18 protein-coding genes and 4 tRNA genes are annotated in these 24744 nt (G+C 49.9%); 21 read left to right on the plus strand and 1 reads right to left on the minus strand.

The features are described from left to right. Positions 1 to 185: 185 nt before the first annotated feature. The gene (fusA, locus tag BCF53_RS15935) at positions 186 to 2276 is read right to left on the minus strand and encodes an elongation factor G (RefSeq protein WP_132703171.1); all 2091 of its coding nucleotides are present in this window, start codon (positions 2274 to 2276) and stop codon (positions 186 to 188) included. Between the two features lie 197 nt (positions 2277 to 2473). Here fusA (BCF53_RS15935) and BCF53_RS15940 point away from each other — a divergent pair, with 197 nt between their 5' ends. The 21 genes from BCF53_RS15940 (at position 2474) to htpX (ending at position 24452) form a co-directional block, all read left to right on the plus strand. Next, positions 2474 to 3448, plus strand: coding sequence for a biotin--[acetyl-CoA-carboxylase] ligase (locus BCF53_RS15940; RefSeq protein WP_132703173.1), 975 nt, complete (start codon positions 2474 to 2476; stop codon positions 3446 to 3448). Further along, positions 3439 to 4167, plus strand: coding sequence for a type III pantothenate kinase (locus BCF53_RS15945; RefSeq protein ID WP_165901948.1), 729 nt, complete (start codon positions 3439 to 3441; stop codon positions 4165 to 4167). The genes BCF53_RS15940 and BCF53_RS15945 overlap by 10 nt, the downstream gene beginning before the upstream one ends. Continuing rightward, positions 4164 to 4823: an SPOR domain-containing protein gene (locus tag BCF53_RS15950; protein ID WP_132703177.1), complete on the plus strand. Its 660-nt coding sequence runs from the start codon at positions 4164 to 4166 to the stop codon at positions 4821 to 4823. Before BCF53_RS15945 ends, BCF53_RS15950 begins: the two co-directional genes overlap by 4 nt. A 160-nt stretch (positions 4824 to 4983) precedes the next feature. Next, positions 4984 to 5067, plus strand: a tRNA-Tyr gene (locus tag BCF53_RS15955). 25 nt (positions 5068 to 5092) lie between these two features. Beyond that, positions 5093 to 5166, plus strand: a tRNA-Gly gene (locus tag BCF53_RS15960). 13 nt (positions 5167 to 5179) lie between these two features. Beyond that, positions 5180 to 5254: transfer RNA gene (locus BCF53_RS15965), tRNA-Thr, on the plus strand. Between the two features lie 91 nt (positions 5255 to 5345). Further along, positions 5346 to 6569, plus strand: a complete 1224-nt coding sequence (gene tuf / locus BCF53_RS15970) for an elongation factor Tu (RefSeq protein WP_132703179.1) — start codon at positions 5346 to 5348, stop codon at positions 6567 to 6569. 273 nt (positions 6570 to 6842) lie between these two features. Further along, positions 6843 to 6918 (plus strand) — tRNA-Trp (locus BCF53_RS15975). Positions 6919 to 6950: 32 nt separating this feature from the next. Then, positions 6951 to 7319 (plus strand): preprotein translocase subunit SecE, encoded by a 369-nt coding sequence (secE, locus tag BCF53_RS15980; protein WP_132703181.1) that lies wholly within the window; start codon positions 6951 to 6953, stop codon positions 7317 to 7319. A gap of 12 nt (positions 7320 to 7331) precedes the next feature. Beyond that, entirely contained in the window at positions 7332 to 7865 is a 534-nt protein-coding gene (nusG, locus tag BCF53_RS15985) for a transcription termination/antitermination protein NusG (protein WP_132703183.1), read from the plus strand. Positions 7866 to 7970: 105 nt separating this feature from the next. Further along, entirely contained in the window at positions 7971 to 8405 is a 435-nt protein-coding gene (gene rplK, locus BCF53_RS15990) for a 50S ribosomal protein L11 (RefSeq protein WP_132703185.1), read from the plus strand. Further along, positions 8405 to 9100, plus strand: a complete 696-nt coding sequence (gene rplA / locus BCF53_RS15995) for a 50S ribosomal protein L1 (protein WP_132703187.1) — start codon at positions 8405 to 8407, stop codon at positions 9098 to 9100. Before rplK ends, rplA begins: the two co-directional genes overlap by 1 nt. A gap of 252 nt (positions 9101 to 9352) precedes the next feature. After that, a complete protein-coding gene (rplJ, locus tag BCF53_RS16000; protein ID WP_132703189.1) occupies positions 9353 to 9847 on the plus strand; it encodes a 50S ribosomal protein L10 in 495 nt (164 codons plus the stop codon). 70 nt (positions 9848 to 9917) lie between these two features. Next, the gene (gene rplL / locus BCF53_RS16005; RefSeq protein WP_132703191.1) at positions 9918 to 10289 is read left to right on the plus strand and encodes a 50S ribosomal protein L7/L12; all 372 of its coding nucleotides are present in this window, start codon (positions 9918 to 9920) and stop codon (positions 10287 to 10289) included. Positions 10290 to 10562: 273 nt separating this feature from the next. Beyond that, on the plus strand, positions 10563 to 14645 hold the full coding sequence (gene rpoB / locus BCF53_RS16010; RefSeq protein WP_132703193.1) for a DNA-directed RNA polymerase subunit beta: 4083 nt from the start codon (positions 10563 to 10565) through the stop codon (positions 14643 to 14645). Between the two features lie 57 nt (positions 14646 to 14702). Continuing rightward, on the plus strand, positions 14703 to 18899 hold the full coding sequence (rpoC, locus tag BCF53_RS16015) for a DNA-directed RNA polymerase subunit beta' (protein WP_132703195.1): 4197 nt from the start codon (positions 14703 to 14705) through the stop codon (positions 18897 to 18899). Between the two features lie 158 nt (positions 18900 to 19057). Next, the gene (gene rpsL / locus BCF53_RS16020; protein ID WP_132703197.1) at positions 19058 to 19432 is read left to right on the plus strand and encodes a 30S ribosomal protein S12; all 375 of its coding nucleotides are present in this window, start codon (positions 19058 to 19060) and stop codon (positions 19430 to 19432) included. A 113-nt stretch (positions 19433 to 19545) separates the two neighbouring features. Further along, positions 19546 to 20016: a 30S ribosomal protein S7 gene (gene rpsG / locus BCF53_RS16025; protein WP_132703199.1), complete on the plus strand. Its 471-nt coding sequence runs from the start codon at positions 19546 to 19548 to the stop codon at positions 20014 to 20016. Positions 20017 to 20040: 24 nt separating this feature from the next. Next, entirely contained in the window at positions 20041 to 22137 is a 2097-nt protein-coding gene (gene fusA / locus BCF53_RS16030; protein ID WP_132703201.1) for an elongation factor G, read from the plus strand. 52 nt (positions 22138 to 22189) lie between these two features. Next, a complete protein-coding gene (gene tuf, locus BCF53_RS16035) occupies positions 22190 to 23383 on the plus strand; it encodes an elongation factor Tu (protein WP_132703203.1) in 1194 nt (397 codons plus the stop codon). 202 nt (positions 23384 to 23585) lie between these two features. Continuing rightward, the gene (gene htpX, locus BCF53_RS16040) at positions 23586 to 24452 is read left to right on the plus strand and encodes a protease HtpX (protein WP_132703205.1); all 867 of its coding nucleotides are present in this window, start codon (positions 23586 to 23588) and stop codon (positions 24450 to 24452) included. Positions 24453 to 24744: the final 292 nt, after the last annotated feature.

Here is a 24744-nt window from a genome sequence, read left to right on the forward strand (position 1 = left end):
CTAGCATCTAGCATCTAGCATCTAGCATCTAGCATCTAGCATCTAGCATCTAGCATCTAGCATCTAGCATCTAGCATCTAGCATCTAGCATCTAGCATCTAACATCTAACATCTAGCGCCTTTCTACAGGCAATAAAAAACCCGAGGGCTTTCGCACTCGGGTTTCTAAAACGTGAACTGGCTAATTACTTAGCAGCAGCTTTACGCTCTTTAACTTCTGCAATTACAGCTTCTGCCACTGTGTTAGGGCAAGGCATGTAGTGGCTGAATTCCATAGAGAATTGACCACGGCCAGAAGTGATTGTACGCAGGTGACCGATGTAGCCGAACATTTCAGACAGAGGTACGTCTGCTTTGATTCGCACGCCAGTTGGGCCAGCTTCCTGGTCTTTGATCATGCCGCGACGACGGTTAAGGTCACCGATAACATCACCAACATTATCTTCTGGGCTGAACACGTCTACTTTCATGATCGGCTCAAGCAGTTGTGGCTTGGCTTTAGGAATAGACTGACGGAAAGCGCCTTTAGCTGCGATTTCATAAGCGATCGCAGAGGAGTCAACTGCGTGGTAGCTACCATCGTACAGTTCTACTTCCATATCCAGCATAGGGAAGCCGGCCAGTACGCCTTCTTCCATCATGCTAGCAAAGCCTTTCTCTACTGCAGGCCAGAATTCCTTAGGAACGTTACCGCCAACAACGGTTGACTGGAATTTGAAGCCTGAGCCTGGCTCACCAGGACGGATACGGTAGTCGATCTTACCGAACTGACCAGAACCACCAGACTGTTTCTTATGGGTATAAGAATCTTCAACAGCAGCTGTGATCGTTTCACGGTAAGCAACCTGTGGCTGACCAACTTCCAGTTCAACGCCGTAAGTACGCTTCAGGATGTCGACTTTAATGTCCAGGTGCAGCTCACCCATACCTTTCAGGATCGTTTCACCGGAATCTTCGTCGGTTTCAACCTGGAACGATGGGTCTTCAGCAACCAGTTTACCGATCGCAACACCCATTTTCTCAGAGCCGCCTTTGTCTTTAGGCTTAACGGCAATAGAAATTACCGGCTCAGGGAAGATCATTGGTTCCAGAGTACAAGGGTTCTTCGGATCACACAGGGTGTGACCAGTCTGTACGTTCTTCATACCAACAACGGCCAGAATGTCGCCTGCCTGAGCAGAAGACAGTTCGGTACGGTCGTTTGCGTGCATCTCAACCATACGGCCGATACGCTCGGTTTTACCGGTTGCTGAGTTCAGGATGGTGTCACCCTTGTTCAGAACACCCGAGTAGATACGGATAAAGGTCAGAGCACCGAAGCGGTCGTCCATGATTTTGAACGCCAGCGCGCGGAACGGCTCGTCAGTAGAAACGGTTGCAACTTTGCCTGTTGGTTCACCGGTTTCTTCGTCAGTCAGATCTTGTGGATCAACTTCAGTTGGCGCAGGCAGGTAATCAACAACAGCGTCCAGTACCAGCTGAACACCTTTGTTCTTAAATGCAGAACCACAGAACGTCGGGAAGAAGGTTAGATCACGGGTACCCTTACGGATACAGGTTTTGATCTGCTCAACAGAAGGTACTTCACCTTCCATGTAGGCCATCATCAGGTCATCGTCAACTTCAACCGCTGTTTCGATCAGTTGCTCGTGGTACATGTCAACGTCGTCAACCATGTCCGCTGGTACGTCCTGAACTTCAAAGTTTTCAGGCAGGCCGGTATCGTCCCATACGTAGGCTTTCTTGGTCAGTACGTCTACAACACCTACGAAGTCATCTTCAATACCGATAGGCAGGGTCATAACCAGTGGGTTTGCGCCCAGAACCTTACGTACCTGCTCTACAACGCGGTAGAAATCGGCACCCATACGGTCCAGCTTGTTCACGAAAATGATACGTGCAACTTCAGATTCGTTCGCATAACGCCAGTTGGTTTCTGACTGAGGCTCAACACCGCCAGAACCACAGAATACGCCAACACCACCATCCAATACTTTCAGAGAACGATATACTTCTACAGTGAAGTCAACGTGTCCTGGAGTATCGATGATGTTCAGGCGGTGGTCTTTCCAGAAACAGGTCGTAGCAGCAGACTGAATAGTAATACCGCGCTCTGCTTCCTGCTCCATGAAGTCCGTAGTGGATTCACCATCATGTACTTCACCGGTCTTATGAATTTTACCAGTCAGCTTAAGGATACGCTCGGTAGTTGTAGTTTTACCGGCATCAACGTGTGCGAAGATACCGATGTTTCTGTAGTGAGATAAATCTGCCATGTTTGCTCTCAAAAATTAGTCAGGAGAAAATCGAGCGGTACTATACAGGAATGTGAGAAAATTTTTAGCTTATCTTGCAAACTTGTTTAAAAGTTCGGCAATTTTTTGTCAATAAACAGTTAAGATCAGGGATTGCGCTCCATTTTGGGTAATAAAACTCACCAGTTCACCATGTTGTGTGACTTAAGGCAGTCAGATTGGAACAAAAAATAAAGCTTTTACATGCCCTTTCAGACCACAAAATTTGGTCTGGTGAGGCGTTGGCCTCGAAGTTGGGGGTTACCCGGGCTACGGTTTCGCAATGGATCAAGCTGCTTGAGAAAAGCGGGATGGAGTTCAATAAGGTAAAAGGCCGTGGCTACCGGCTTTTGTCTCCGGTTCAGATGTTGGACTACAAAGAGCTACTGGCCGGCCTGTCACCCGAGGTTCGAAACCGCCTGTCTCAGGTGGATATCTCGGTTCAATCCCCGTCTACAAATGACACGGCTATTAAAGCAAATTACGAACCAGGTAAGTGGAAATTGTTCACGACCGAGCACCAAACGCAGGGGCGTGGCCGAAGAGGACGCAGCTGGGAAAACCCTCCGTGTTCGAATCTCGCGTTCAGCCTCGGCTACAAGGGGCATATCCCGATGCCTCAGCTGTATATGTCGAGCCTGTTGGTGGGCTACGCTATTGCTGCGGAATTGACTGAATCCTTTGAGGTGGAGGCAAAGATTAAGTGGCCGAACGATATCTATGTCAACGACTGCAAGATTGCCGGCATATTGTGTGAGCTTCAGGGCTCTCCACCGGATGACGTCCTGCTGGTCATTGGCGTGGGTATGAATGTTTTCAGTGAGCCGGAATTGACCACTCAGAGCGCAGCAGGAATCACCTCATTGGCTCAGGTTTGCGGTAAGGCGTTTTCCAGAACTGAACTCCTGGCTCGGCTGGTCGACCGCATTGTTTCCAGTTTCTACGAATTTGAACAGCAGGGTACGAGTTGGCTGTTGGATCGATGGTCCGAGATGGATCTGCTACAGGGCCGGCCTATTAAGGTAATAAAGGGTGATCAGGAAATTCTCGGTACCGGGGCCGGCGTGGATGAGAGCGGTCAGTTGAGGTTGCTGGATGACAACGGAAGCATTGTTTTATTTAACGGCGGTGAGGTATCGGTAAGGTGGAGCTAGAAAACACGCTTTATCTTGATTGTGGAAATACCCGGGCCAAGTATCGCTACCAGGGTGAATACGGGGTGTTGCCTTATGCTGAAGTGCAGCGGTTCTTTACTGACAACCAGCCAGCCTCCGTGGTCTATTCTTCCGTTGCCGGTGCCAGGCAGGAAATAACCACAGCTGCCGATAGTCTGGAAATTGCCGTGGCTCGTTGTACCGTAGAGCAGGGCTTTGGTGATCTGACCCTGGCCTACGAGGATGTGTCCCGTTTAGGGGTCGACAGGTGGCTGGCTATGCTGCAGGCACGGGCGTTATTTTCCGATGATTATCACCGCCTGTTGATTGCCGATGCCGGAACAGCGCTAACCATGGATATCTTAAATAGCCCGAATCAGCATGCCGGAGGATTGATTGCTCCGGGCCTGAGAATGAGCGCCAGTTCACTGTTCAAAAATACGGTGGATTTACCGGAGGTGCTTTTAGAGGATGCGCCGGGCTTGGGGATAGATACCCGGTCCTGTATTAACTATGGTGTGGTTCATAGCGCGGTCGCTCTGATTGAATCCACTGTGGTAAGGTTTGGCAGTAATGAAAGTCAGCTGATTATTACCGGAGGGGATGCTGGCCTGATTTCACGGCACCTTTCCATGCCCTTTCTGTACCAGCCTAATCTGGTGGTCGATGGACTGTATTTATATTGGAAGTTAAAAATTCTGGGTGAGACAACAACATGAAATGGATCTTGATCGCGCTGGTATCTTTAAATCTGGCACTGTTTGGCTTTCAGTACTGGAGCTCCACGCAAGAAGACGGCGGCACAGAAGAAACGCTGAGTGCAACGTTAAATAACCTCGAATTAACGGCTTCACAGCAGGCGCGGTTCGAGCAGGTAGGTAAGTCGACTCCAAAGAAAGAGCCGGAGAAGGTTCTGCAGTGCATCCGTATTACCGGGCTTAAGGAAGGGGACAGCTACTCAGTCGTTGAGTCTAGGCTGGCGGCTCTGGAGGTTTCTTCGGAGAAGCGTGTTGTTAAGCAGTTAAGTAATACCGACTATCAGGTTTTGCTGGGGCCTTTTGTATCGCAGGAGGAGGCCCGTACCAAACTCGAGGAAGTGAAAGCATCCGGGGTTGAAAGTTATGTAATAACGTCAGGCCAGCATGCTAATTCGCTGTCGCTTGGGGTTTTCTCGAGCCTTGAGAATGCAAATCGACGGCGTGATGAATTATTTACAATGGATATCTCGGCAACTGTCTATGAGAACAAGCGCTACATAGATGCGGCAATTCTTGAAATTGATGCTCAATCAGCCGCGTTAATTTCAGATGAATCGATCTCCGGAATGCTCTCTGAGTTTGATGGCGCTAAATTTATTCGCTTTAACTGCAATTAGGCTTGCATTTGAAAAACTATGACACTAATATGCCGCCTCTCTCGCAATGCGAGGTGATGGGCAAAGTTGAGATTTGATGCCTAAGTGCTTGTTCTAATTGAAAAACTTCATATTTGAGGTTGACATAGAAAAAGCAGTGAGGCAGACTTTGCGCCCGTTTGGAGGGGTTCCCGAGTGGCCAAAGGGAGCAGACTGTAAATCTGCCGCGTAAGCTTCGATGGTTCGAATCCGTCCCCCTCCACCACTCCTTCCTTGGGAAGGGGTTGTAAGCGGGTATGGTACAATGGTAGAACCTCAGCCTTCCAAGCTGATGATGCGAGTTCGATTCTCGCTACCCGCTCCATTATAGGTGTTTTGCTCGCGTAGCTCAGTGGTAGAGCACTCCATTGGTAATGGAGAGGTCATGAGTTCAAATCTCATCGTGAGCACCATATTGAAATTTTTTAAGGCAGGCACTAAAGTGACTGCCTTTTTGGCATTATACGATTTAGTTAATTTAGTTAACCCTGAAAGGCGATTGATATGGCGAAGGCTACTTTTGAGCGTACTAAGCCCCATGTAAACGTGGGCACAATTGGTCACGTTGACCACGGTAAAACTACTCTGACTGCTGCGTTAACTCGTGTGTGTTCAGAGGTTTGGGGCGGCGAAGCGATCGACTTTGCTGGTATCGATAATGCCCCTGAAGAGCGTGAGCGCGGTATTACTATTGCGACTTCACACGTAGAATACGATTCTCCGACTCGTCACTACGCACATGTTGACTGTCCTGGACACGCCGACTATGTGAAAAACATGATTACTGGTGCTGCTCAGATGGACGGCGCTATTCTGGTTTGTGGTGCGACTGACGGCCCAATGCCTCAGACTCGTGAGCACATCCTGCTGTCTGGTCAGGTAGGTGTTCCTTACATCGTAGTATTCCTGAACAAAGCTGATCTGCTGGCTGAAGACTGTGGTGGCGTTGATTCTGAAGAATACGCTGAGATGCTTGAGCTGGTAGAGATGGAAATCCGTGATCTGCTGTCTCAGTATGACTTCCCAGGTGATGATGCTCCAATCATTGCAGGTTCTGCTCTGATGGCTCTGGAAGGTAAAGACGACAACGGTCTGGGTACTACTGCTGTTAAAGCCTTGGTTGAAGCTCTGGATTCTTACATCCCTGAGCCAGAGCGTGCGATTGATATGCCGTTCCTGATGCCAATCGAAGATGTATTCTCAATTTCTGGTCGTGGTACAGTTGTGACTGGTCGTGTTGAGCGCGGTATCGTTAATACTGGTGACGAAGTTGAAATCGTTGGTATTAAAGAAACAACTAAGACTACCGTAACAGGTGTTGAAATGTTCCGTAAGCTGCTTGACGAAGGTCGTGCGGGTGAGAACATTGGTGCGCTGCTGCGTGGTACTAAGCGTGAAGAAGTTGAACGTGGTCAGGTACTGGCTAAGCCAGGCTCTATCACTCCTCACACTAAGTTCGAGTCTGAAGTTTACGTACTGAGCAAAGATGAAGGTGGTCGTCACACTCCATTCTTCAAAGGTTACCGTCCACAGTTCTACTTCCGTACAACTGACGTAACGGGTGCTTGTGAGCTTCCAGAAGGCGTAGAAATGGTTATGCCAGGTGACAACATCAAGATGGTTGTTACTCTGATTGCTCCTATCGCTATGGATGAAGGTCTGCGTTTCGCGATCCGTGAAGGCGGCCGTACTGTTGGTGCAGGCGTTGTAGCTAAGATTATCGACTAATTCCTTTAGTTGAATATCTACATTGAGGGTGCTTCGGCACCCTTTTTGGTAGGTGCTGTTAATGCTTGGCGTGGCCAGGCGGTTATTTCTCTGAAAGTGCCTTCAAGTTAAAGTATTTTCTTAGAAAGGGTGGAAAATCTCATTGAATTTCAATAAGATGCGCATCCTCGAAAGCAGGCATTACTTTAGATTGCTATAGAATAGTCAAGAGTTCTGCTAAGTGCTTGTAAAGCACCGTTGGTTGGCGTAAAATCCGCCGCCCAAATTAAACATAGGCCAGTAGTTCAATTGGTAGAGCGTCGGTCTCCAAAACCGAAAGTTGGGGGTTCGAGTCCCTCCTGGCCTGCCACATTATTATCGACAGCACAGGTGTCTTGCTGAATGAATGCACAGGTTAATTCCTCAAACAAAGCGTTGGACTTATTGAAGTGGTTTGTTGTCGTCGCGTTAGTTGTTGTAGCTATCGGCGGTAACTACTATTTTTCTGCAGAGTCTCTGATTTTGCGCGTTGTGGGTGTGTTGGTTTTGCTTGCCGCTGCTGTTGGTGTTGCCCTGACCACTGAAAAGGGTAAGACGGTTGCTCGTCTGCGCAAAGAAGCGTGGGTCGAGGTTCGTAAGGTTGTATGGCCTACCCGTCAGGAAACAATTCAGACGACCGGTATTGTGGTTGTTTTTGTTGCAGTGGTCGCCTTAGTGCTTTGGCTGGTCGATATGCTTCTGGGCTGGGGCGTATCTTTCATAATCGGTTAAAGAGGGGGCTGTATGTCTAAGCGTTGGTATGTGGTTCATGCCTATTCGGGCTATGAGAAGCGTGTAGCTGGCTCTTTAAAAGAGCAGGTTGAGCTGCAGGGTATGCAGGATTTGTTTGGTGAGATCCTGGTGCCTACTGAATCTGTCGTTGAAATGCGTGACGGCAAGAAGCGCAAGAGTGAGCGTAAGTTCTATCCGGGCTATGTCCTGGTTGAAATGGATATGAATGATGAGACCTGGCACCTGGTTAAAGATACTCCTCGGGTGATGGGTTTTATCGGCGGTACTGCAGAAAAGCCTGCGCCGCTGACAACTAAAGAAGCGGATGCGATTCTTCAGCGCGTTAAAGATGGTGCTGATTCGCCAACTCAGAAAACGATTTATGAGCCAGGTGAAGTTGTCCGTGTTATCGATGGTCCGTTTGCAGACTTTAACGGTACCGTTGAGAAAGTTAACTATGAGAAGAGTCGCCTTCAGGTGTCTGTCTCTATTTTTGGTCGGGCAACCCCGGTCGAACTGGAATTCTCGCAGGTCGAAAAGACCTGAAGTTAAGGTGTGTGCATAAGCCCGGTCAGTTGATCGGGCTTTGTCGTATCTATTTGTTTAACAGGGGAGCAGTAATGCGTTTGTACCCGAATATAGGAAGCTATCATGGCTAAGAAAGTAGAAGCTTATATTAAGCTGCAAGTTAAGGCCGGTCAGGCCAACCCAAGTCCACCAGTTGGTCCTGCTCTGGGTCAGCACGGTGTGAACATTATGGAATTCTGTAAAGCATTCAACGCCGAAACTCAAAAGCTTGAGCCAGGCCTGCCAGTGCCAGTTGTTATTACTGTGTATGCAGACCGAAGCTTTACGTTTGTTACCAAGACGCCTCCAGCTGCGATTCTGCTGAAGAAGGCTGCTGGTATTCAAAGCGGTTCCGGTCGACCAAACACCGAGAAAGTAGGTACGGTTAGCCGTGCTCAGCTGGAAGAAATCGCAACTGCAAAAGATCCTGACCTGACAGCTGCCGATATGGACGCTGCGGTTCGTACAATTGCAGGTACTGCACGAAGCATGGGTTTGAATGTAGAGGGTGTTGAGTAATGGCTAAGTTAACTAAACGCGCTCAATTAGCGAAAGAAAAAGTAAATCCTACTCAGTCTTACGGCTTCGAAGAAGCTGTAGCGATTCTGAAAGAGCTGGGCACTGCCAAGTTCAAAGAGTCTGTAGATATCTCTGTTAACCTGGGTATCGATGCGCGTAAATCTGACCAGAACGTACGTGGTTCCACCGTACTGCCGAATGGTACGGGTAAAGACGTTCGCGTTGCTGTGTTCACTCAGGGTGCAAACGCTGAAGCCGCTAAAGAAGCCGGTGCTGACGTAGTTGGCATGGAAGATCTTGCTGAAGCAATGAAAGGCGGCGATCTGAACTTCGGTGTTGTTATCGCTTCTCCAGATGCAATGCGCGTTGTAGGTCAGCTGGGTCAGCTGTTGGGTCCTCGTGGCCTGATGCCTAACCCGAAGGTTGGTACTGTGACTGCAGATGTTGCAACAGCTGTGAAGAATGCTAAAGCGGGTCAGGCGCGTTTCCGTACTGACAAGAACGGCATTATCCACGCTTGCATCGGTAAGATTGATTTCGACGCAAAAGCAATCCAGGAAAACGCAGAAGCGCTTATCGCAGACCTGAAAAAACTGAAGCCAGCTTCAGCTAAAGGTGTCTACCTTAAGAAGATTTCTCTTTCCAGCACAATGGGCCCTGGCGTAACTATCGACCAGAGCTCTTTGAGCGTCTAAGAACTTTGGGGCGCAGCTTCCAGGCTGCGCAGTCAAAGACCGTAGGTGAACCATGGTTCTTAATTTCCTACGCAGACGGTAACCCGAGCACATATTTAAGATGTGCCTGATGAAGGGGCTTTCGACAGGGTCGTCAGTCACCGGCATCTAAGCGCATCAATGAGCTTACTCTGTTGCCGTTAAAAACAGGTCAACTCTTCGGAGTTGAAAATAGGTTGACCCTTTCGGGGGTTGTTAACAGGAGATTTTTCAGTGGCACTGAATCTCGAAGGCAAAAAAGCAATTGTTGCAGAAGTAGCCGAGCAAGCGCAAAGCGCGCAGTCAGTTGTAATTGCTGACTCACGTGGCGTAGCAGTGAATGATATGACTGCTTTGCGTGCAACTGCTCGCGAAAATGGCGTATGGCTGAAAGTCGTACGTAACACACTTGCTCGCCGTGCAGTTCAAGGGACCGCATTTGAAGGTCTGGCTGACGCTTTTGTTGGTCCTACGTTGATCGCTTTCTCTATGGATCACCCAGGCGCCGGTGCGCGTATTCTGGGCGATTTCGCTAAAGCGAATGACAAGCTTGAACTTAAGACTGCTATGTTCGAAGGCGAAGTAACGCCTGTAGCAGTATTGGCGAGTCTGCCGACTTACGACGAAGCTATTGCGAAGCTGATGATGACTTTGAAAGAAGCATCTGCTGGCAAGCTGGTACGTACTTTGGCTGCATTGCGCGATCAAAAAGAACAGGAAGCTGCTTAAGCCTCATTGCTTAAGAAAGCTAATTAACGGTTAAATGAGGCAAAGCCTCAACAGATTAGGAATTAAAGTCATGTCTCTGACTAAAGACGATATCATCAATGCAGTAGCTGAAATGTCTGTAAAAGACGTTGTTGAACTGATTGAAGCTATGGAAGAAAAATTCGGTGTATCTGCTGCTGCTGCAGTTGTTGCTGGCGGCGCTGCTGCTGGTGGCGAAGCTGCTGCTGAGCAAACTGAATTCGACGTAATCCTGGCAGGTGCTGGTGACAAGAAAGTTAACGTCATCAAAGCAGTACGTGAAATCACTGGCCTGGGCTTGAAAGAAGCTAAAGGCGTAGTTGATGGTGCTCCTGCTCCTGTTAAGGAAGGCGTATCTAAAGATGAAGCTGAAGAAATCAAAGGCAAGCTGGAAGCAGCTGGCGCAAGCGTAGAAGTTAAGTAATCTACGCTATTGAATGGGCAAGCCCCGTTCAATACCTGATGGCTGGTAGCGAAAACGTTACCGGCCTTTTCCTGTCTTACGGGAACAAGTTTTTAGCTGGTGCTTTTTGCCAGTTTGGACATTGCGAAAGCAAAGGGGCTCCTAGAAGATGGAGCGCACAGGAAGTGAAAGTCGGAGTTATTAGATATGTCTGCTGATAACTGCTTTCCGACATGCCGCAAAGGCGGATCAACCACACAGACACACCGTTGGTGAACAAGCTGGGGATTGCTGATGGCATACTCTTACACCGAAAAAAAGCGAATTCGCAAGAATTTCGGCAAACTAGAGCCAGTTATGGATATTCCATATCTTCTGGCAATACAGTTGGACTCCTACCGGAGTTTTTTACAGTCTGAAGCAGCTGCTGCAGAGCGACAGGATACTGGTCTGCATGCTGCGTTTAAATCCGTATTTCCTATTGTCAGTTATTCCGGAAATGCAGCTCTTGAATATGTTAGCTATGGCTTAGGAAAGCCTGCATTTGACGTGAAAGAATGTCAATTGCGTGGTGTTACCTATGCTGCTCCTTTGCGCGTCAAGGTGCGTCTGATCATCTACGACAAAGATTCACCAAGCAAAGCAATTAAAGATATCAAAGAGCAAGAAGTCTATATGGGTGAAATCCCTCTGATGACTGATAACGGTACTTTCATCGTTAACGGCACAGAGCGAGTTGTTGTATCCCAGCTTCACCGTTCTCCTGGTGTGTTTTTCGATCACGATAAAGGCAAGACTCACAGCTCCGGTAAGTTGCTGCATTCTGCCCGTGTTATTCCTTACCGTGGTTCCTGGCTTGATTTCGAATTTGATCCGAAGGATCAGGTGTTTGTTCGTATCGACCGTCGCCGTAAATTGCCGGCTACTATCTTGCTGCGTGCACTTGAGTACACAAATCAGGAAATCCTCGATATGTTCTTCGAACGGGTTGAGTTCAACCTGACCGAAGAAACGATCGAGATGAAAGTGATCGCCGATCGCCTGCGTGGTGAAACAGCGGCTTTCGAAATTAAAGATAAAGAAGGCAACGTCATCGTTGAGGAAGGTCGCCGCATCAATGCTAAGCATCTGCGCGCCTTCGATAAAGCCGGTTTAGACTCAGTCGTCGTTCCGGATACATGGTTGTTTGGCCGTTCTCTGGCAACCGATGTGATCAACACTGAAACCGGTGAGATCATCGCTAATTGTAACGATGAAATTACGGTTGAAGTGCTGGAAGCATTGCGCGTCGCTAAGATCGAGAAGTTCGAAACACTCTACACCAACGATCTCGATTGTGGTCCGTTTGTATCCGATACTCTGCGATCAGACCCAACCAATACACCACTGGAAGCTCTGGTAGAAATCTACCGTATGATGCGTCCGGGTGAGCCGCCAACGAAAGAATCAGCTGAAACTCTGTTCCAGAACCTGTTCTTCTCGACTGACCGTTATGACCTGTCGGCTGTAGGCCGCATGAAGTTCAACCGTCGTCTGGGTCGTGATGTAGACACCGGCGAAGGTATCCTGAGCCGTGAAGACATTGTTGAAGTGCTGCGTACGCTGATCGATATTCGTAACGGTAAAGGTCAGGTGGACGATATCGATCACCTGGGTAACCGTCGTGTTCGTTCTGTTGGTGAAATGGCTGAGAACCAATTCCGTGTGGGTCTGGTTCGTGTTGAACGTGCCGTTCGTGAGCGTCTGTCCATGGCAGAAAGCGAAGGCCTGATGCCGCAGGATCTGGTTAACGCCAAGCCCGTTGCTGCAGCGATTAAAGAGTTCTTTGGCTCTTCACAGCTGTCTCAGTTTATGGATCAGAACAACCCGCTTTCCGGTATTACCAACAAGCGTCGTGTTTCTGCGTTAGGCCCAGGTGGTCTGACCCGTGAGCGTGCCGGCTTTGAGGTTCGTGACGTACACTCCACGCATTATGGTCGTGTTTGTCCTATTGAAACGCCTGAAGGTCCAAACATTGGTCTGATCAATACCTTATCCACCTATGCGCGTACCAACAGCTACGGCTTCCTGGAAACGCCTTACCGTAAAGTGGAAAACGGTAAAGTCAGTGATGAGATCGTCTATCTGTCTGCTATCGACGAAGCCAAGCACACCATTGCTCAGGCAAACGTTCCGGTAAATGCAGAAGGTATGATCGAAGGCGAATTCGTACAGGTTCGTCACCAGGGTGAATTCACCATGGCTCCGCTGGAAAAAGTGGACATGATGGACGTTTCCCCGCGCCAGGTTGTATCGGTAGCAGCATCGCTGATTCCGTTCCTTGAGCACGACGATGCTAACCGAGCATTGATGGGATCGAACATGCAACGTCAGGCTGTTCCGACGCTGAAATCCGACAAGCCTCTGGTAGGTACCGGTATTGAGCGCAACGTAGCTGTCGACTCCGGTGTTTGTGTGGTTGCAAACCGTGGTGGTATCGTTGAGTACGTTGATGCTTCTCGTATTGTTGTGAAGGTTTCTGAAGATGAAATCAGCGAAGATGATGCGGGCGTTGATATCTACAACCTGACCAAATACACCCGTTCTAACCAGAATACCTGTATTAACCAGCGCACCATTGTGCGTCAGGGCGATGTTATTGCCCGTGGTGATGTTCTGGCGGATGGTCCTTCTGTAGATATGGGTGAGCTGGCTCTGGGTCAGAACATGCGTATCGCGTTCATGCCTTGGAACGGTTACAACTTCGAAGACTCGATTCTTGTTTCTGAGAAGGTTTCCCAGGAAGACCGCTTTACCTCGATCCATATTCAGGAACTGACCTGTATCGCTCGTGATACTAAGTTGGGCCCTGAAGAGATCACTGCGGATATTCCAAACGTGGGTGAAGCGGCACTGAGCAAGCTGGATGAGTCCGGTATTGTTTACATTGGCGCAGAAGTGGGTGCCGGTGACATTCTGGTTGGCAAGGTAACGCCGAAGAGCGAAACCCAGCTGACTCCGGAAGAAAAACTGTTGCGTGCGATCTTCGGTGAGAAGGCTTCAGACGTTAAAGATACGTCGCTTCGCGTTAAGGGTGGTATGCGCGGTACGGTTATTGACGTGCAGGTATTTACCCGTGACGGTGTTGAGCGCGATCAGCGTTCTAAAGACATCGAACGTCAGGCGCTGGAAGAGTTCCGTAAGGATCTGAACGCAGAATACCGCATTGTTGAAGACACCATCTTTGAGCGTCTGACCAATGCACTGGTCGGCTCTACTGTTTCCGGTGGTCCGGGTCTGGCTAAAGGTGATCAGCTGTCTGAATCTTACCTGGCTGATCTGCCACGTTCTGACTGGTTCAAACTGCGTCTGCAGGATGAAACACTGGCCGCTCAGCTGGAAGCAGCTGAAAACCAGCTGAAAGAGCGTAAAGAAGATCAGGAAGCCCGTTTTGATGACAAGAAGCGTAAGCTTCAGTCCGGCGATGACCTGCAACCGGGTGTCCTGAAGGTTGTTAAGGTTTATCTGGCGGTTAAACGTCGCATCCAACCGGGTGACAAGATGGCCGGTCGTCACGGTAACAAGGGTGTTATCTCCGTAATCATGCCTGTTGAAGATATGCCTTACGACGAGAAGGGTAATCCGGTCGACGTGGTTCTTAACCCGTTGGGTGTACCTTCGCGTATGAACGTAGGTCAGATTCTGGAAACTCACCTTGGCGCCGCTGCCAAAGGTTTGGGTGACCGTATCAACGACATGATCGAAGAAGAGCGCAGCACGGCAGAGGTTCGTGAGTTCCTCGACCGCGTTTATAACCAGACGGGTGCTGGCTACCGTAACGAAACTCTGGATGACTTCAGCGATGAAGAAGTTGTAGAGCTGGCGCACAACCTGCGCGGCGGTGTGCCTATTGCAACGCCGGTATTCGACGGTGCCAAAGAAGAAGAAGTGAAAGACCTTCTGCGTCTGGCAGGTACTTCGGATACAGGTCAGATCCAGTTGTGGGATGGCCGTACCGGTGATGCCTTCGAAAACAAAACGACCGTTGGTTACATGTACATGCTGAAGTTGAACCACTTGGTGGACGACAAGATGCATGCTCGTTCAACCGGTTCTTACAGCCTGGTAACTCAGCAGCCGCTGGGTGGTAAGGCGCAGTTCGGTGGTCAGCGATTCGGTGAGATGGAAGTGTGGGCACTGGAAGCATACGGTGCTGCCTATACTCTGCAGGAAATGCTCACAGTTAAGTCGGATGACGTAGCTGGCCGAACCAAGATGTATAAAAACATCGTTGATGGCGACCATCGTATGGAGCCTGGCATGCCGGAATCTTTCAACGTACTGGTGAAAGAAATCCGCTCGCTTGGTATCGACATCGAGCTGGAAAACGAAGAGTGATTGAACGGTGGGCAGCCTGATGGCTGCCCTGTTGCCAACTCCCCTCGGAGCTGAAACATGAAAGATTTATTAAACCTGCTTAAAACACAAGGTCAGGCGGAAGAATTCGACTCCATTCGAATCGGCCTGGCATCACCGGACATGATTCGTTCATGGTCTTTCGGTGAAGTTAAAAAGCCGGAAACGATTAACTATCGTACCTTTAAGCCAGAGCGTGACGGTCTGTTCTGCGCCCGTATCTTTGGCCCAATCAAAGACTACGAATGCCTGTGCGGTAAGTACAAGCGCTTAAAGCATCGCGGTGTTATCTGTGAAAAATGTGGCGTTGAAGTCACTCAGGCGAAGGTTCGTCGTGAGCGCATGGGTCACATTGAACTGGCTGCGCCGGTTGCGCACATCTGGTTTCTGAAATCACTGCCATCCCGTATCGGTTTGATGCTGGATATGACGCTGCGTGACATTGAACGCATTCTTTATTACGAGAGCTTCGTTGTTATCGATCCGGGCTTAACGAGCCTGGAAAAAGGTCAGTTGCTGACCGATGAAGAGTACTACGAGTCGATCGAAGAGTTCGGTGATGACTTCGATGCCCGCATGGGTGCCGAAGCGGTTCAGAAGCTGCTGGAATTCATCAACCTTGAAGGTGAAATTGCTCAGCTGCGTGAAGAAATTCCTGCAACCAACTCAGAAACCAAGATCAAGAAGCTGTCTAAGCGCCTGAAGCTGCTGGAAGCCTTCTACAAGTCTGGTAACAACCCGGAATGGATGGTCATGACCGTTCTTCCTGTGCTGCCACCAGATCTGCGTCCTTTGGTTCCTCTGGATGGTGGTCGTTTTGCAACGTCCGACCTGAACGATCTGTACCGTCGTGTTATCAACCGTAACAACCGACTGAAGCGTCTGTTAGAGCTGTCTGCTCCGGACATCATCGTACGCAACGAAAAGCGTATGCTTCAGGAATCTGTTGATGCGCTGCTGGATAACGGCCGTCGCGGTCGGGCCATTACTGGCTCTAACCGTCGTCCGCTGAAATCTCTGGCTGACATGATTAAGGGTAAACAGGGTCGTTTCCGTCAGAACCTGTTGGGTAAACGTGTGGATTACTCCGGTCGTTCCGTGATCGTGGTAGGCCCGACGCTGCGTTTGCATCAGTGTGGTCTGCCTAAGAAGATGGCTCTGGAGCTGTTCAAGCCGTTTATCTTCTCTAAGCTGGAGCACCGTGGTTTAGCGACGACGATCAAAGCTGCCAAGAAGATGGTCGAGCGTGAAGAAGCCGTTGTTTGGGATATTCTGGATGAAGTGATCCGCGAGCACCCGGTTATGCTTAACCGTGCACCAACACTTCACCGTTTGGGTATTCAGGCATTTGAACCGGTACTGATCGAAGGTAAAGCGATTAACCTGCACCCATTGGTGTGTGCGGCTTATAACGCTGACTTCGACGGTGACCAGATGGCTGTTCACATTCCGCTGACCATTGAAGCTCAGCTGGAAGCGCGTGCGCTGATGATGTCGACCAACAACATTCTGTCGCCAGCATCCGGTGAGCCTATTATCGTTCCTTCGCAGGACGTTGTACTGGGTCTGTACTACATGACCCGTGCGCGTATCAATGCGAAAGGCGAAGGTATGGTGTTCTCTAACATCGAAGAAGTTCAGCGTGCTTATGGCGCAGGTCAGGCCGCACTTCAGGCGATTGTTAAAGTACGTATCCGTCAGATGCTGCGCAATGAAGAAGGCGAGCTGGTTGAGAAGATCTCGGTTGAAGAAACCACCGTGGGTCGTGCCATCCTGTTCTCTATCGCACCAGACGGCATGCCATTCGACATGGTTAACCAGCCGATGAAGAAGAAGGCGATTTCTGGTCTATTGAACGAGTGTTACCGTTCAGTGGGTCTGAAAGAGACTGTGGTCTTTGCTGACCAGGTTATGTACATGGGCTTCAGCTATGCAACTAAGTCCGGTTCTTCTATTGGTGTGAACGACTTCGTTATTCCACAAGCCAAGTACGACCTGCTGGCCAAAGCCGAAGCAGAAGTACAGGAAGTTGAAGAGCAGTTCATCCAGGGTCTGATTACTCAGGGCGAGAAGTACAACAAAGTTGTTGACCTTTGGTCCCGTGCTAACGACCAGATCGCAAAAGCGATGATGGAAGGTATTTCCAAAGAGCAGGTTGTTGACCGTGACGGTAATGAAGTTGAGCAGGACTCCTTCAACGCCGTATTTATGATGGCCGACTCCGGTGCTCGTGGTAGTGCAACCCAGATTCGTCAGCTGGCCGGTATGCGTGGTCTGATGGCGAAGCCGGATGGCTCCATTATTGAGAACCCGATTAAAGCAAACTTCCGTGAAGGTCTGTCGGTTGGTGAATACTTCATCTCAACCCACGGTGCTCGTAAAGGTTTGGCCGATACAGCATTGAAGACAGCATCATCCGGTTACCTGACACGTCGTCTGGTCGACGTTTCTCAGGATGTTGTAGTGACAGAAGAAGACTGTGGCACCTCTGAAGGTATCACGCTGGAGCCTGTGATCGACGGCGGCGACGTTGTTGTACCACTAAGCCAGCAGGTACTGGGTCGTGTTCCGGCTGAAGATGTCATTGACCCGGCAACGGATGAAGTTGTTATCCCAGCCGGCACCATGATTGACGAGACGGTGGTAGAGATCATCGATGACCTGGGTGTTGATAGCATCAAGGTTCGTTCATCTATTACCTGTGAAACCCGCTTCGGTATCTGTGCTAATTGTTACGGCCGTGACTTGGCTCGTGGTCACCGAATCAACATTGGTGAAGCGGTGGGTATTATCGCTGCTCAGTCGATCGGTGAGCCGGGTACACAGCTGACGATGCGTACGTTCCACATTGGTGGTGCGGCATCCAGCTCGTCTGCTGTCGATAACGTACAGGTTCGTCAGGCCGGTACTGCGCACCTGCATAACGTTAAAACCGTTACCCGTGAAGATGGTCACCTGGTTGTTGTCAGCCGTTCCGGTCTGTTGGCCATTGCCGACGAACACGGTCGTGAGCGTGAGCGTTACAAGCTGCCGTACGGTTCTGAAATTTCCGTTAAAGACGGTGCCAAGGTTGATGCCGGTGACATCATTGTTCGCTGGGATCCGCACACGCACCCAATCGTATCGGAAGTGTCAGGTACTGTTCAGTTTATCGGTATGGAAGAAGGTCAGACCATTAACCGTAAGGTTGACGAACTGACCGGTGTGAGCACGACCGAGGTTATTCCTCAGGCACAGCGTAATGCCGCGGGTAAAGAGATTCGTCCGCTGATTAAACTGGTTGATGCCAACGGTGCAGACATCCTGATCGGTAACACCAATCAGCCTGTTCAGTACTTCCTGCCAGATGGCGCTCTGTTGAGCCTGTCTAACAGTGCAGAAGTGAAAGTCGGTGACGTACTGGCCCGTATTCCTCAGGAATCCGGCGGTAACAAAGACATCACCGGTGGTCTGCCACGAGTGGCCGACCTGTTCGAAGCGCGTAAGCCAAAAGAATCTGCGATTCTGGCGGAGATCTCCGGTACCTTCACCTTCGGTAAAGAAACCAAGGGTAAGAAGCGTATTGTGATCACACCGACTGACGGTTCTGAGGGTTACGAAGAGCTGATTCCTAAGTGGCGTCAGATGAACGTATTCGAAGGTGAGCAGGTCGAGAAGGGTGAAGTCCTGTCTGATGGCCCAATGAACCCGCACGATATTCTGCGTGTTCTGGGTGTTGAAGCTCTGGCGAAGTATATCGTTAAAGAGATTCAGGAAGTTTACCGATTACAGGGCGTAATCATTAACGACAAGCACATCGAGGTTATTTGCCGTCAGATGCTGCGTAAGGCATTGATTACTGACAGTGGCGAGACTGAGTTCATTAAAGGTGACCAGGTCGAGTACATGAACCTGCTCGAAGGCAACGACAAAGCTGAAGCTGAAAGCAAGCAAACGGCGAAGTACGAGCGTGTTCTTCTGGGTATTACCAAGGCATCGCTGGCGACAGAATCGTTTATTTCTGCGGCATCGTTCCAGGAAACAACCCGCGTACTGACCGAAGGTGCGGTAACAGGTAAGCGTGATTACCTGCGTGGCCTGAAGGAAAACGTGGTTGTGGGTCGACTGATTCCAGCCGGTACCGGTCTTGCTTACCATGCAGAGCGCAAGCGCAAGCGTTTGGAGCGCACTGGTGAGAAGCCGACGATCAGTGCTTCAGAAGTCGAAGCAGCTCTGAGTCAGGCTCTGAACAAGTAGTCAACGGTTCTGGCTGAACCACTGTTTTCAGTAAGGTTTCAGCCAGCTATTGACTAAGAAATGTGCGATAACGTAAAATCGCGCACCCTTCAGTACCTGAGTGGCTTTGCTACTCGGGTACTGTTCGTAATGAGAAGTGAAAAAGAGAGAGAAGCTTAATGGCTACTATTAACCAGCTAGTCCGCAAGCCGCGTAAGCGCACTGTGGAAGCAAGCGCTGTAAGGGCATTAGAAGCATGTCCACAGCGTCGTGGTGTTTGTACTCGCGTATACACAACCACTCCTAAAAAACCTAACTCAGCACTGCGTAAAGTATGTCGTGTACGTTTGACCAACGGTTATGAAGTTTCTTCATACATCGGTGGTGAAGGTCACAACCTGCAAGAGCACAGCGTTGTTTTGATCCGTGGCGGTCGTGTTAAAGACTTACCAGGTGTTCGTTACCACACAGTTCGTGGTGCTCTGGATACTTCGGGTGTTAACGATCGTAAGAACGGCCGTTCTAAATACGGTACTAAACGACCTAAGGGTTAATTTCAGTTTTAGTCTCAGAATAAGCAGTAAGGCTGAGTGGTTAATTGCTTTTTAAGGTAGTAATTAACAGCCATCTCAGATCTGCCTGAAGACCTAATATAAGGGGCTTATCAATGCCAAGAAGACGCGTCGCCGCAAAGCGTGAAGTATTACCAGATCCTAAATTTGGTAACGTTACATTAGCGAAGTTCATGAACCACGTAATGGTTGATGGCAAGAAATCTATCGCTGAAAAAATTGTTTACGGTGCATTAGACATCGTAAAAGAAAAGGGCCATGAGAACCCTATCGAACTGTTCGAAAAATCTCTGGAAAGCATTGCTCCACTGGTTGAGGTTAAATCTCGCCGTGTGGGTGGTGCAACCTATCAGGTTCCTGTTGAAGTACGTCCTGCCCGTCGTGAAGCTCTGGCTATGCGCTGGTTGGTGGAATATTCCCGTAAGCGTGGCGAGAAGAGCATGCGTCAGCGTCTGGCTGGTGAGTTATTAGACTCAGCAGAAGGCAAAGGTGCAGCTGTTAAGAAACGTGAAGACGTGCATAAGATGGCAGAAGCCAACAAAGCATTCTCTCATTACCGCTTCTAATTAAACTAAAACGGAGACAGGTTTGTGGCTCGTAAAACGCCTTTAGCTCGCTATCGTAATATTGGAATTGTGGCTCACGTTGACGCTGGTAAAACAACGACAACCGAGCGCATCCTTTTCTACACGGGTCTTTCTCATAAGATCGGTGAAGTTCACGATGGTGCCGCAACGATGGACTGGATGGAGCAAGAGCAGGAGCGTGGTATTACCATCACTTCTGCGGCAACAACCTGTTTCTGGGCCGGTATGGCACAGCAGTATGATCAGCACCGCATCAACATCATTGATACGCCGGGGCACGTTGACTTCACGATTGAAGTTGAGCGTTCCCTGCGTGTACTGGATGGTGCGGTTGTTGTTCTTTGTGCCTCTTCCGGTGTTCAGCCTCAGACCGAAACTGTCTGGCGTCAGGCGAACAAATACCAGGTGCCTCGCATGGTTTTCGTCAATAAGATGGACCGTGCAGGTGCCGACTTCTTACGCGTAGTAAGCCAGTTAAAAGAGCGATTGGGTGCTAACCCAGTCCCTGTGCAGCTGCCAATTGGCGCCGAGGACGAATTCGTCGGTGTCATTGACCTTCTAAAAATGAAAGCCATCTTCTGGAACGAAGCCGATCAGGGCATGACGTTCAACTACGAAGATATTCCTGCAGATATGCTGGATCAGGCAGAAGAGTATCGACTCAACATGATTGAAGCTGCGGCTGAAGCCAATGATGAGTTGATGGAAAAATACATGGAGACCGACACCCTGGCTGAAGAAGACATCAAAGCCGGTCTGCGTGCTCGTACTCTGGCCGGTGAGATCGTTCTGACTCACTGTGGTTCTGCCTTCAAAAATAAAGGTGTTCAGGCGGTTCTCGATAGCGTTATCGAATACATGCCGTCACCCACCGAAGTTAAAGCCATTGATGGTGTGTTGGACGACGAAACGCCAACGACCGTTGAAGTGCGCGATGATGCGCCATTCGCCGCTCTGGCATTTAAGATCGCAACCGACCCGTTTGTCGGTACGCTGACCTTCGTCCGCGTGTATGGCGGTGTGCTTAAATCCGGCGATGCGGTCTATAACTCGGTTCGCGGTAAGAAAGAGCGTGTTGGCCGTATGGTTCAGATGCACTCCAACAACCGTGAAGAGATCAAAGAGCTGCTGGCCGGCGATATCGGCGCACTGATCGGCATGAAAGACGTCACCACCGGTGATACCTTCTGCTCGCCGGATCATATCGTCACGCTGGAGCGCATGGACTTCCCGGAACCGGTTATCTCGGTTGCTGTGGAGCCACGCTCTAAAGCAGACCAGGAAAAAATGGGTGTTGCGCTGGGTAAACTGGCTCAGGAAGACCCGTCCTTCAAGGTTCACACCGATGAAGAGACTGGCCAGACCATCATTGGTGGTCAGGGCGAGCTGCACCTCGATATCATCGTTGACCGCATGAAGCGTGAATTCAACGTTGAAGCCAACGTTGGTGCGCCGCAGGTGGCGTACCGTGAGCGTATTCGCAGCGCCGCTGAAGTTGATTCCAAGTTTGCCCGTCAATCGGGTGGACGTGGTCAATACGGCCATGTTGTGGTTCGTTTCGAGCCGGCTGAAGACACCAACTCTGAGAAGCTGGAATTCGTGAACGAAATCGTTGGTGGTGTAGTACCGAAAGAATTCATCCCGGCTGTTGAAAAGGGTATCGCCGAGCAAATGCAAAACGGTGTTCTGGCCGGTTATCCGCTGCTGGGTCTGAAAGCTACGCTGATCGATGGTTCTTACCACGATGTCGATTCCTCCGAAATGGCGTTTAAAGTTGCAGCCTCCATGGCGGTAAGAAAGCTGGCCGACCAAGCCAACCCGGCATTGCTTGAGCCTGTCATGAAGGTTGAAGTGGTTACACCTGAAGATTACATGGGTGACGTGATGGGTGACCTGAACCGTCGTCGTGGCATGGTACAGGGCATGGAAGACAGTCCGATGGGTAAAGTCATCGATGCTGAGGTGCCATTATCAGAAATGTTTGGTTATGCAACGTCTCTTAGATCTATGTCACAAGGTCGTGCATCTTATACGATGGAATTCAGTGCATATGCTGAAGCACCGACTAATATTGTTGATGAGATCATTAAAAGAGCGTAAGTAAGCGCCTGCCTCCGCGAGCGCGCTGGCGCTCGTATGCTGGAGGATGCTCATGGCTAAGGCGACTTTTGAACGGAATAAGCCCCACGTCAACGTGGGCACTATTGGTCATGTCGACCACGGAAAAACCACTCTAACGGCAGCGTTAACCCGCGTCTGTTCTGAAGTATGGGGCGGTAGTGCAGTTGCCTTCGATGGCATTGATAACGCGCCTGAAGAACGCGAACGCGGTATCACCATTGCCACTTCCCATGTTGAATACGAATCTCCCACCCGGCATTACGCGCACGTTGATTGCCCGGGGCATGCCGATTACGTGAAAAACATGATTACCGGCGCAGCGCAGATGGACGGTGCCATATTGGTCTGTTCAGCTGCAGACGGCCCCATGCCGCAAACCCGCGAGCACATACTGTTATCGCGTCAGGTTGGTGTCCCCTATATTGTTGTGTTCCTCAATAAGGCCGACATGGTCGACGATGACGAGCTGCTTGAACTGGTTGAAATGGAGGTTCGGGATCTGCTGTCGCAATACGAATTCCCTGGTGACGATACTCCGATCATTACCGGCTCGGCACTGATGGCGCTCGAGGGCAAAGACGACAATGGCATGGGCACCACAGCTGTCAAAAAACTGGTCGAAACCCTTGATCACTACATTCCGGAGCCCGAACGCATGGTTGATAAGCCATTCCTGATGCCGATTGAAGACGTGTTCTCGATTTCCGGTCGTGGCACCGTCGCCACCGGTCGGGTGGAGCGGGGCATTGTTCACACTGGCGATGAAGTCGAGATCGTTGGCATTCGGGAAACCGGCAGAACCACCGTTACCGGCGTTGAAATGTTCCGTAAGCTGCTTGATGAAGGTCGGGCCGGCGAAAACATCGGCGCGCTGCTGCGTGGCACCAAGCGTGAAGATATTGAGCGTGGCCAGGTACTCGCTAAGCCGGGCTCAATTACTCCCCACACCTTCTTTGAAGCCGAAGTGTATGTGCTCAGCAAGGACGAGGGTGGTCGTCATACGCCATTCTTCAACGGCTACCGGCCTCAGTTTTACTTCCGCACGACCGATGTAACCGGTGCCTGTGAGCTACCCAGTGGTGTCGAAATGGTGATGCCCGGAGACAACATCAAGATGACGGTGAACCTGATCTCCGCCATTGCCATGGATGAAGGCCTTAGGTTCGCCATCCGCGAGGGTGGCAGAACGGTAGGTGCCGGCGTCGTATCGAAGATCCTTGAATAGGCGCAGACCCGTGTTTTCGCTAAGTTGAAGAAAAGGCCGATTATTCGGCCTTTTTTTATCGCGCCCGGTTTAAGGGCCCGCGCTTTTGTGGAGCCGTTCCTGCTATATAATTTACTCGGGCTATTACTAAAGGTGGCCTTGAAATTCTCTGCTTTGTGCTCCAATTTACTCTCAGGTTTAAACTCAATGAATGGGAATTAAAATGTTCAGAACAATGCTGTTCTTAGCAACAAACTTTGCAATTGTTATCGTGCTTGGCGTTTTCCTTAATGTCATTTTGCCGATGTTTGGTATACCGATGGGTAACACAACCGGTTTACTGGTTATGGCACTGGCGTTCGGCATGGGTGGCAGTTTCATCTCACTGGCGCTGTCTAAATGGATGGCTAAGCGCAGCACCGGTGCGCAGGTCATCGAGCAACCCAGAACGCCAATGGAGCGCTGGTTGGTCGAGACTGTTAAGCAGCAGTCAGCAAAAGCCGGTATTCCGATGCCGGAGGTTGCGATCTTCCCAAGCAATTCAATTAACGCCTTTGCAACAGGCGCGAGTAAGAAAAATTCGCTGGTGGCGGTTTCTTCCGGCCTATTGCAGCAGATGTCGCAGGAAGAGCAGGAGGCGGTGATTGCGCACGAAATATCTCACATCGCTAATGGCGATATGGTAACCATGGCGCTGGTGCAGGGCGTATTGAACACCTTTGTTATCTTTTTGGCGCGCGTTCTTGCTCAGGCTATTTCAGCAGCATTGGCACGCGGCAGCGATTCTGGCCGCGGCTTGGGAGGATTAGCTTATTTCGGCATCGTTATCGTACTTGAAATGGTGTTGGGTGTACTGGCGAGTATTATCGCTATGTGGTTTTCGCGTCAGCGCGAATACCGGGCCGATAAAGGCTCTGCGGACCTGGTTGGCAGCGGTAAGATGATTGCGGCCCTGCAACGCCTGAAGTCCAGCTCTGAGCCGGAACTGGACGGTCAGCTCGTAGCCTTTGGTATTAATGGTAAACGCTCTGAAATGTTTGCCTCTCATCCCAGCCTGGAGAAGCGCATCGAGGCGCTAAAGAGCCTGTAAATCACCGTTGGCTGCCCGTTTGGGCAGCCTGTTCTCAGGTCAATCTTTGCCGGTATTTCAGTGTGCCGGTGAATTTGACTGCTGATATCCCAGCCTTTATCGATTAGCATGTCAAATTAACAGGCTTAATCCAAACGTACTAATTATAAGAGCTTTCCCGAAATAGACCTTGTTTTACCAAGCTGGCTGATTCTTAATCTAGACTCTGTATGACAGGTTCAATTAGGTCATGTTGGTTAGGAATAGATATAGTAAAAGGATGACTATAAAAGTCATTTCTTAGAAATAAATT

The organism is Reinekea marinisedimentorum, assembly GCF_004341165.1.
GTDB classification, from domain to species: Bacteria; Pseudomonadota; Gammaproteobacteria; order Pseudomonadales; family Natronospirillaceae; genus Reinekea; species Reinekea marinisedimentorum.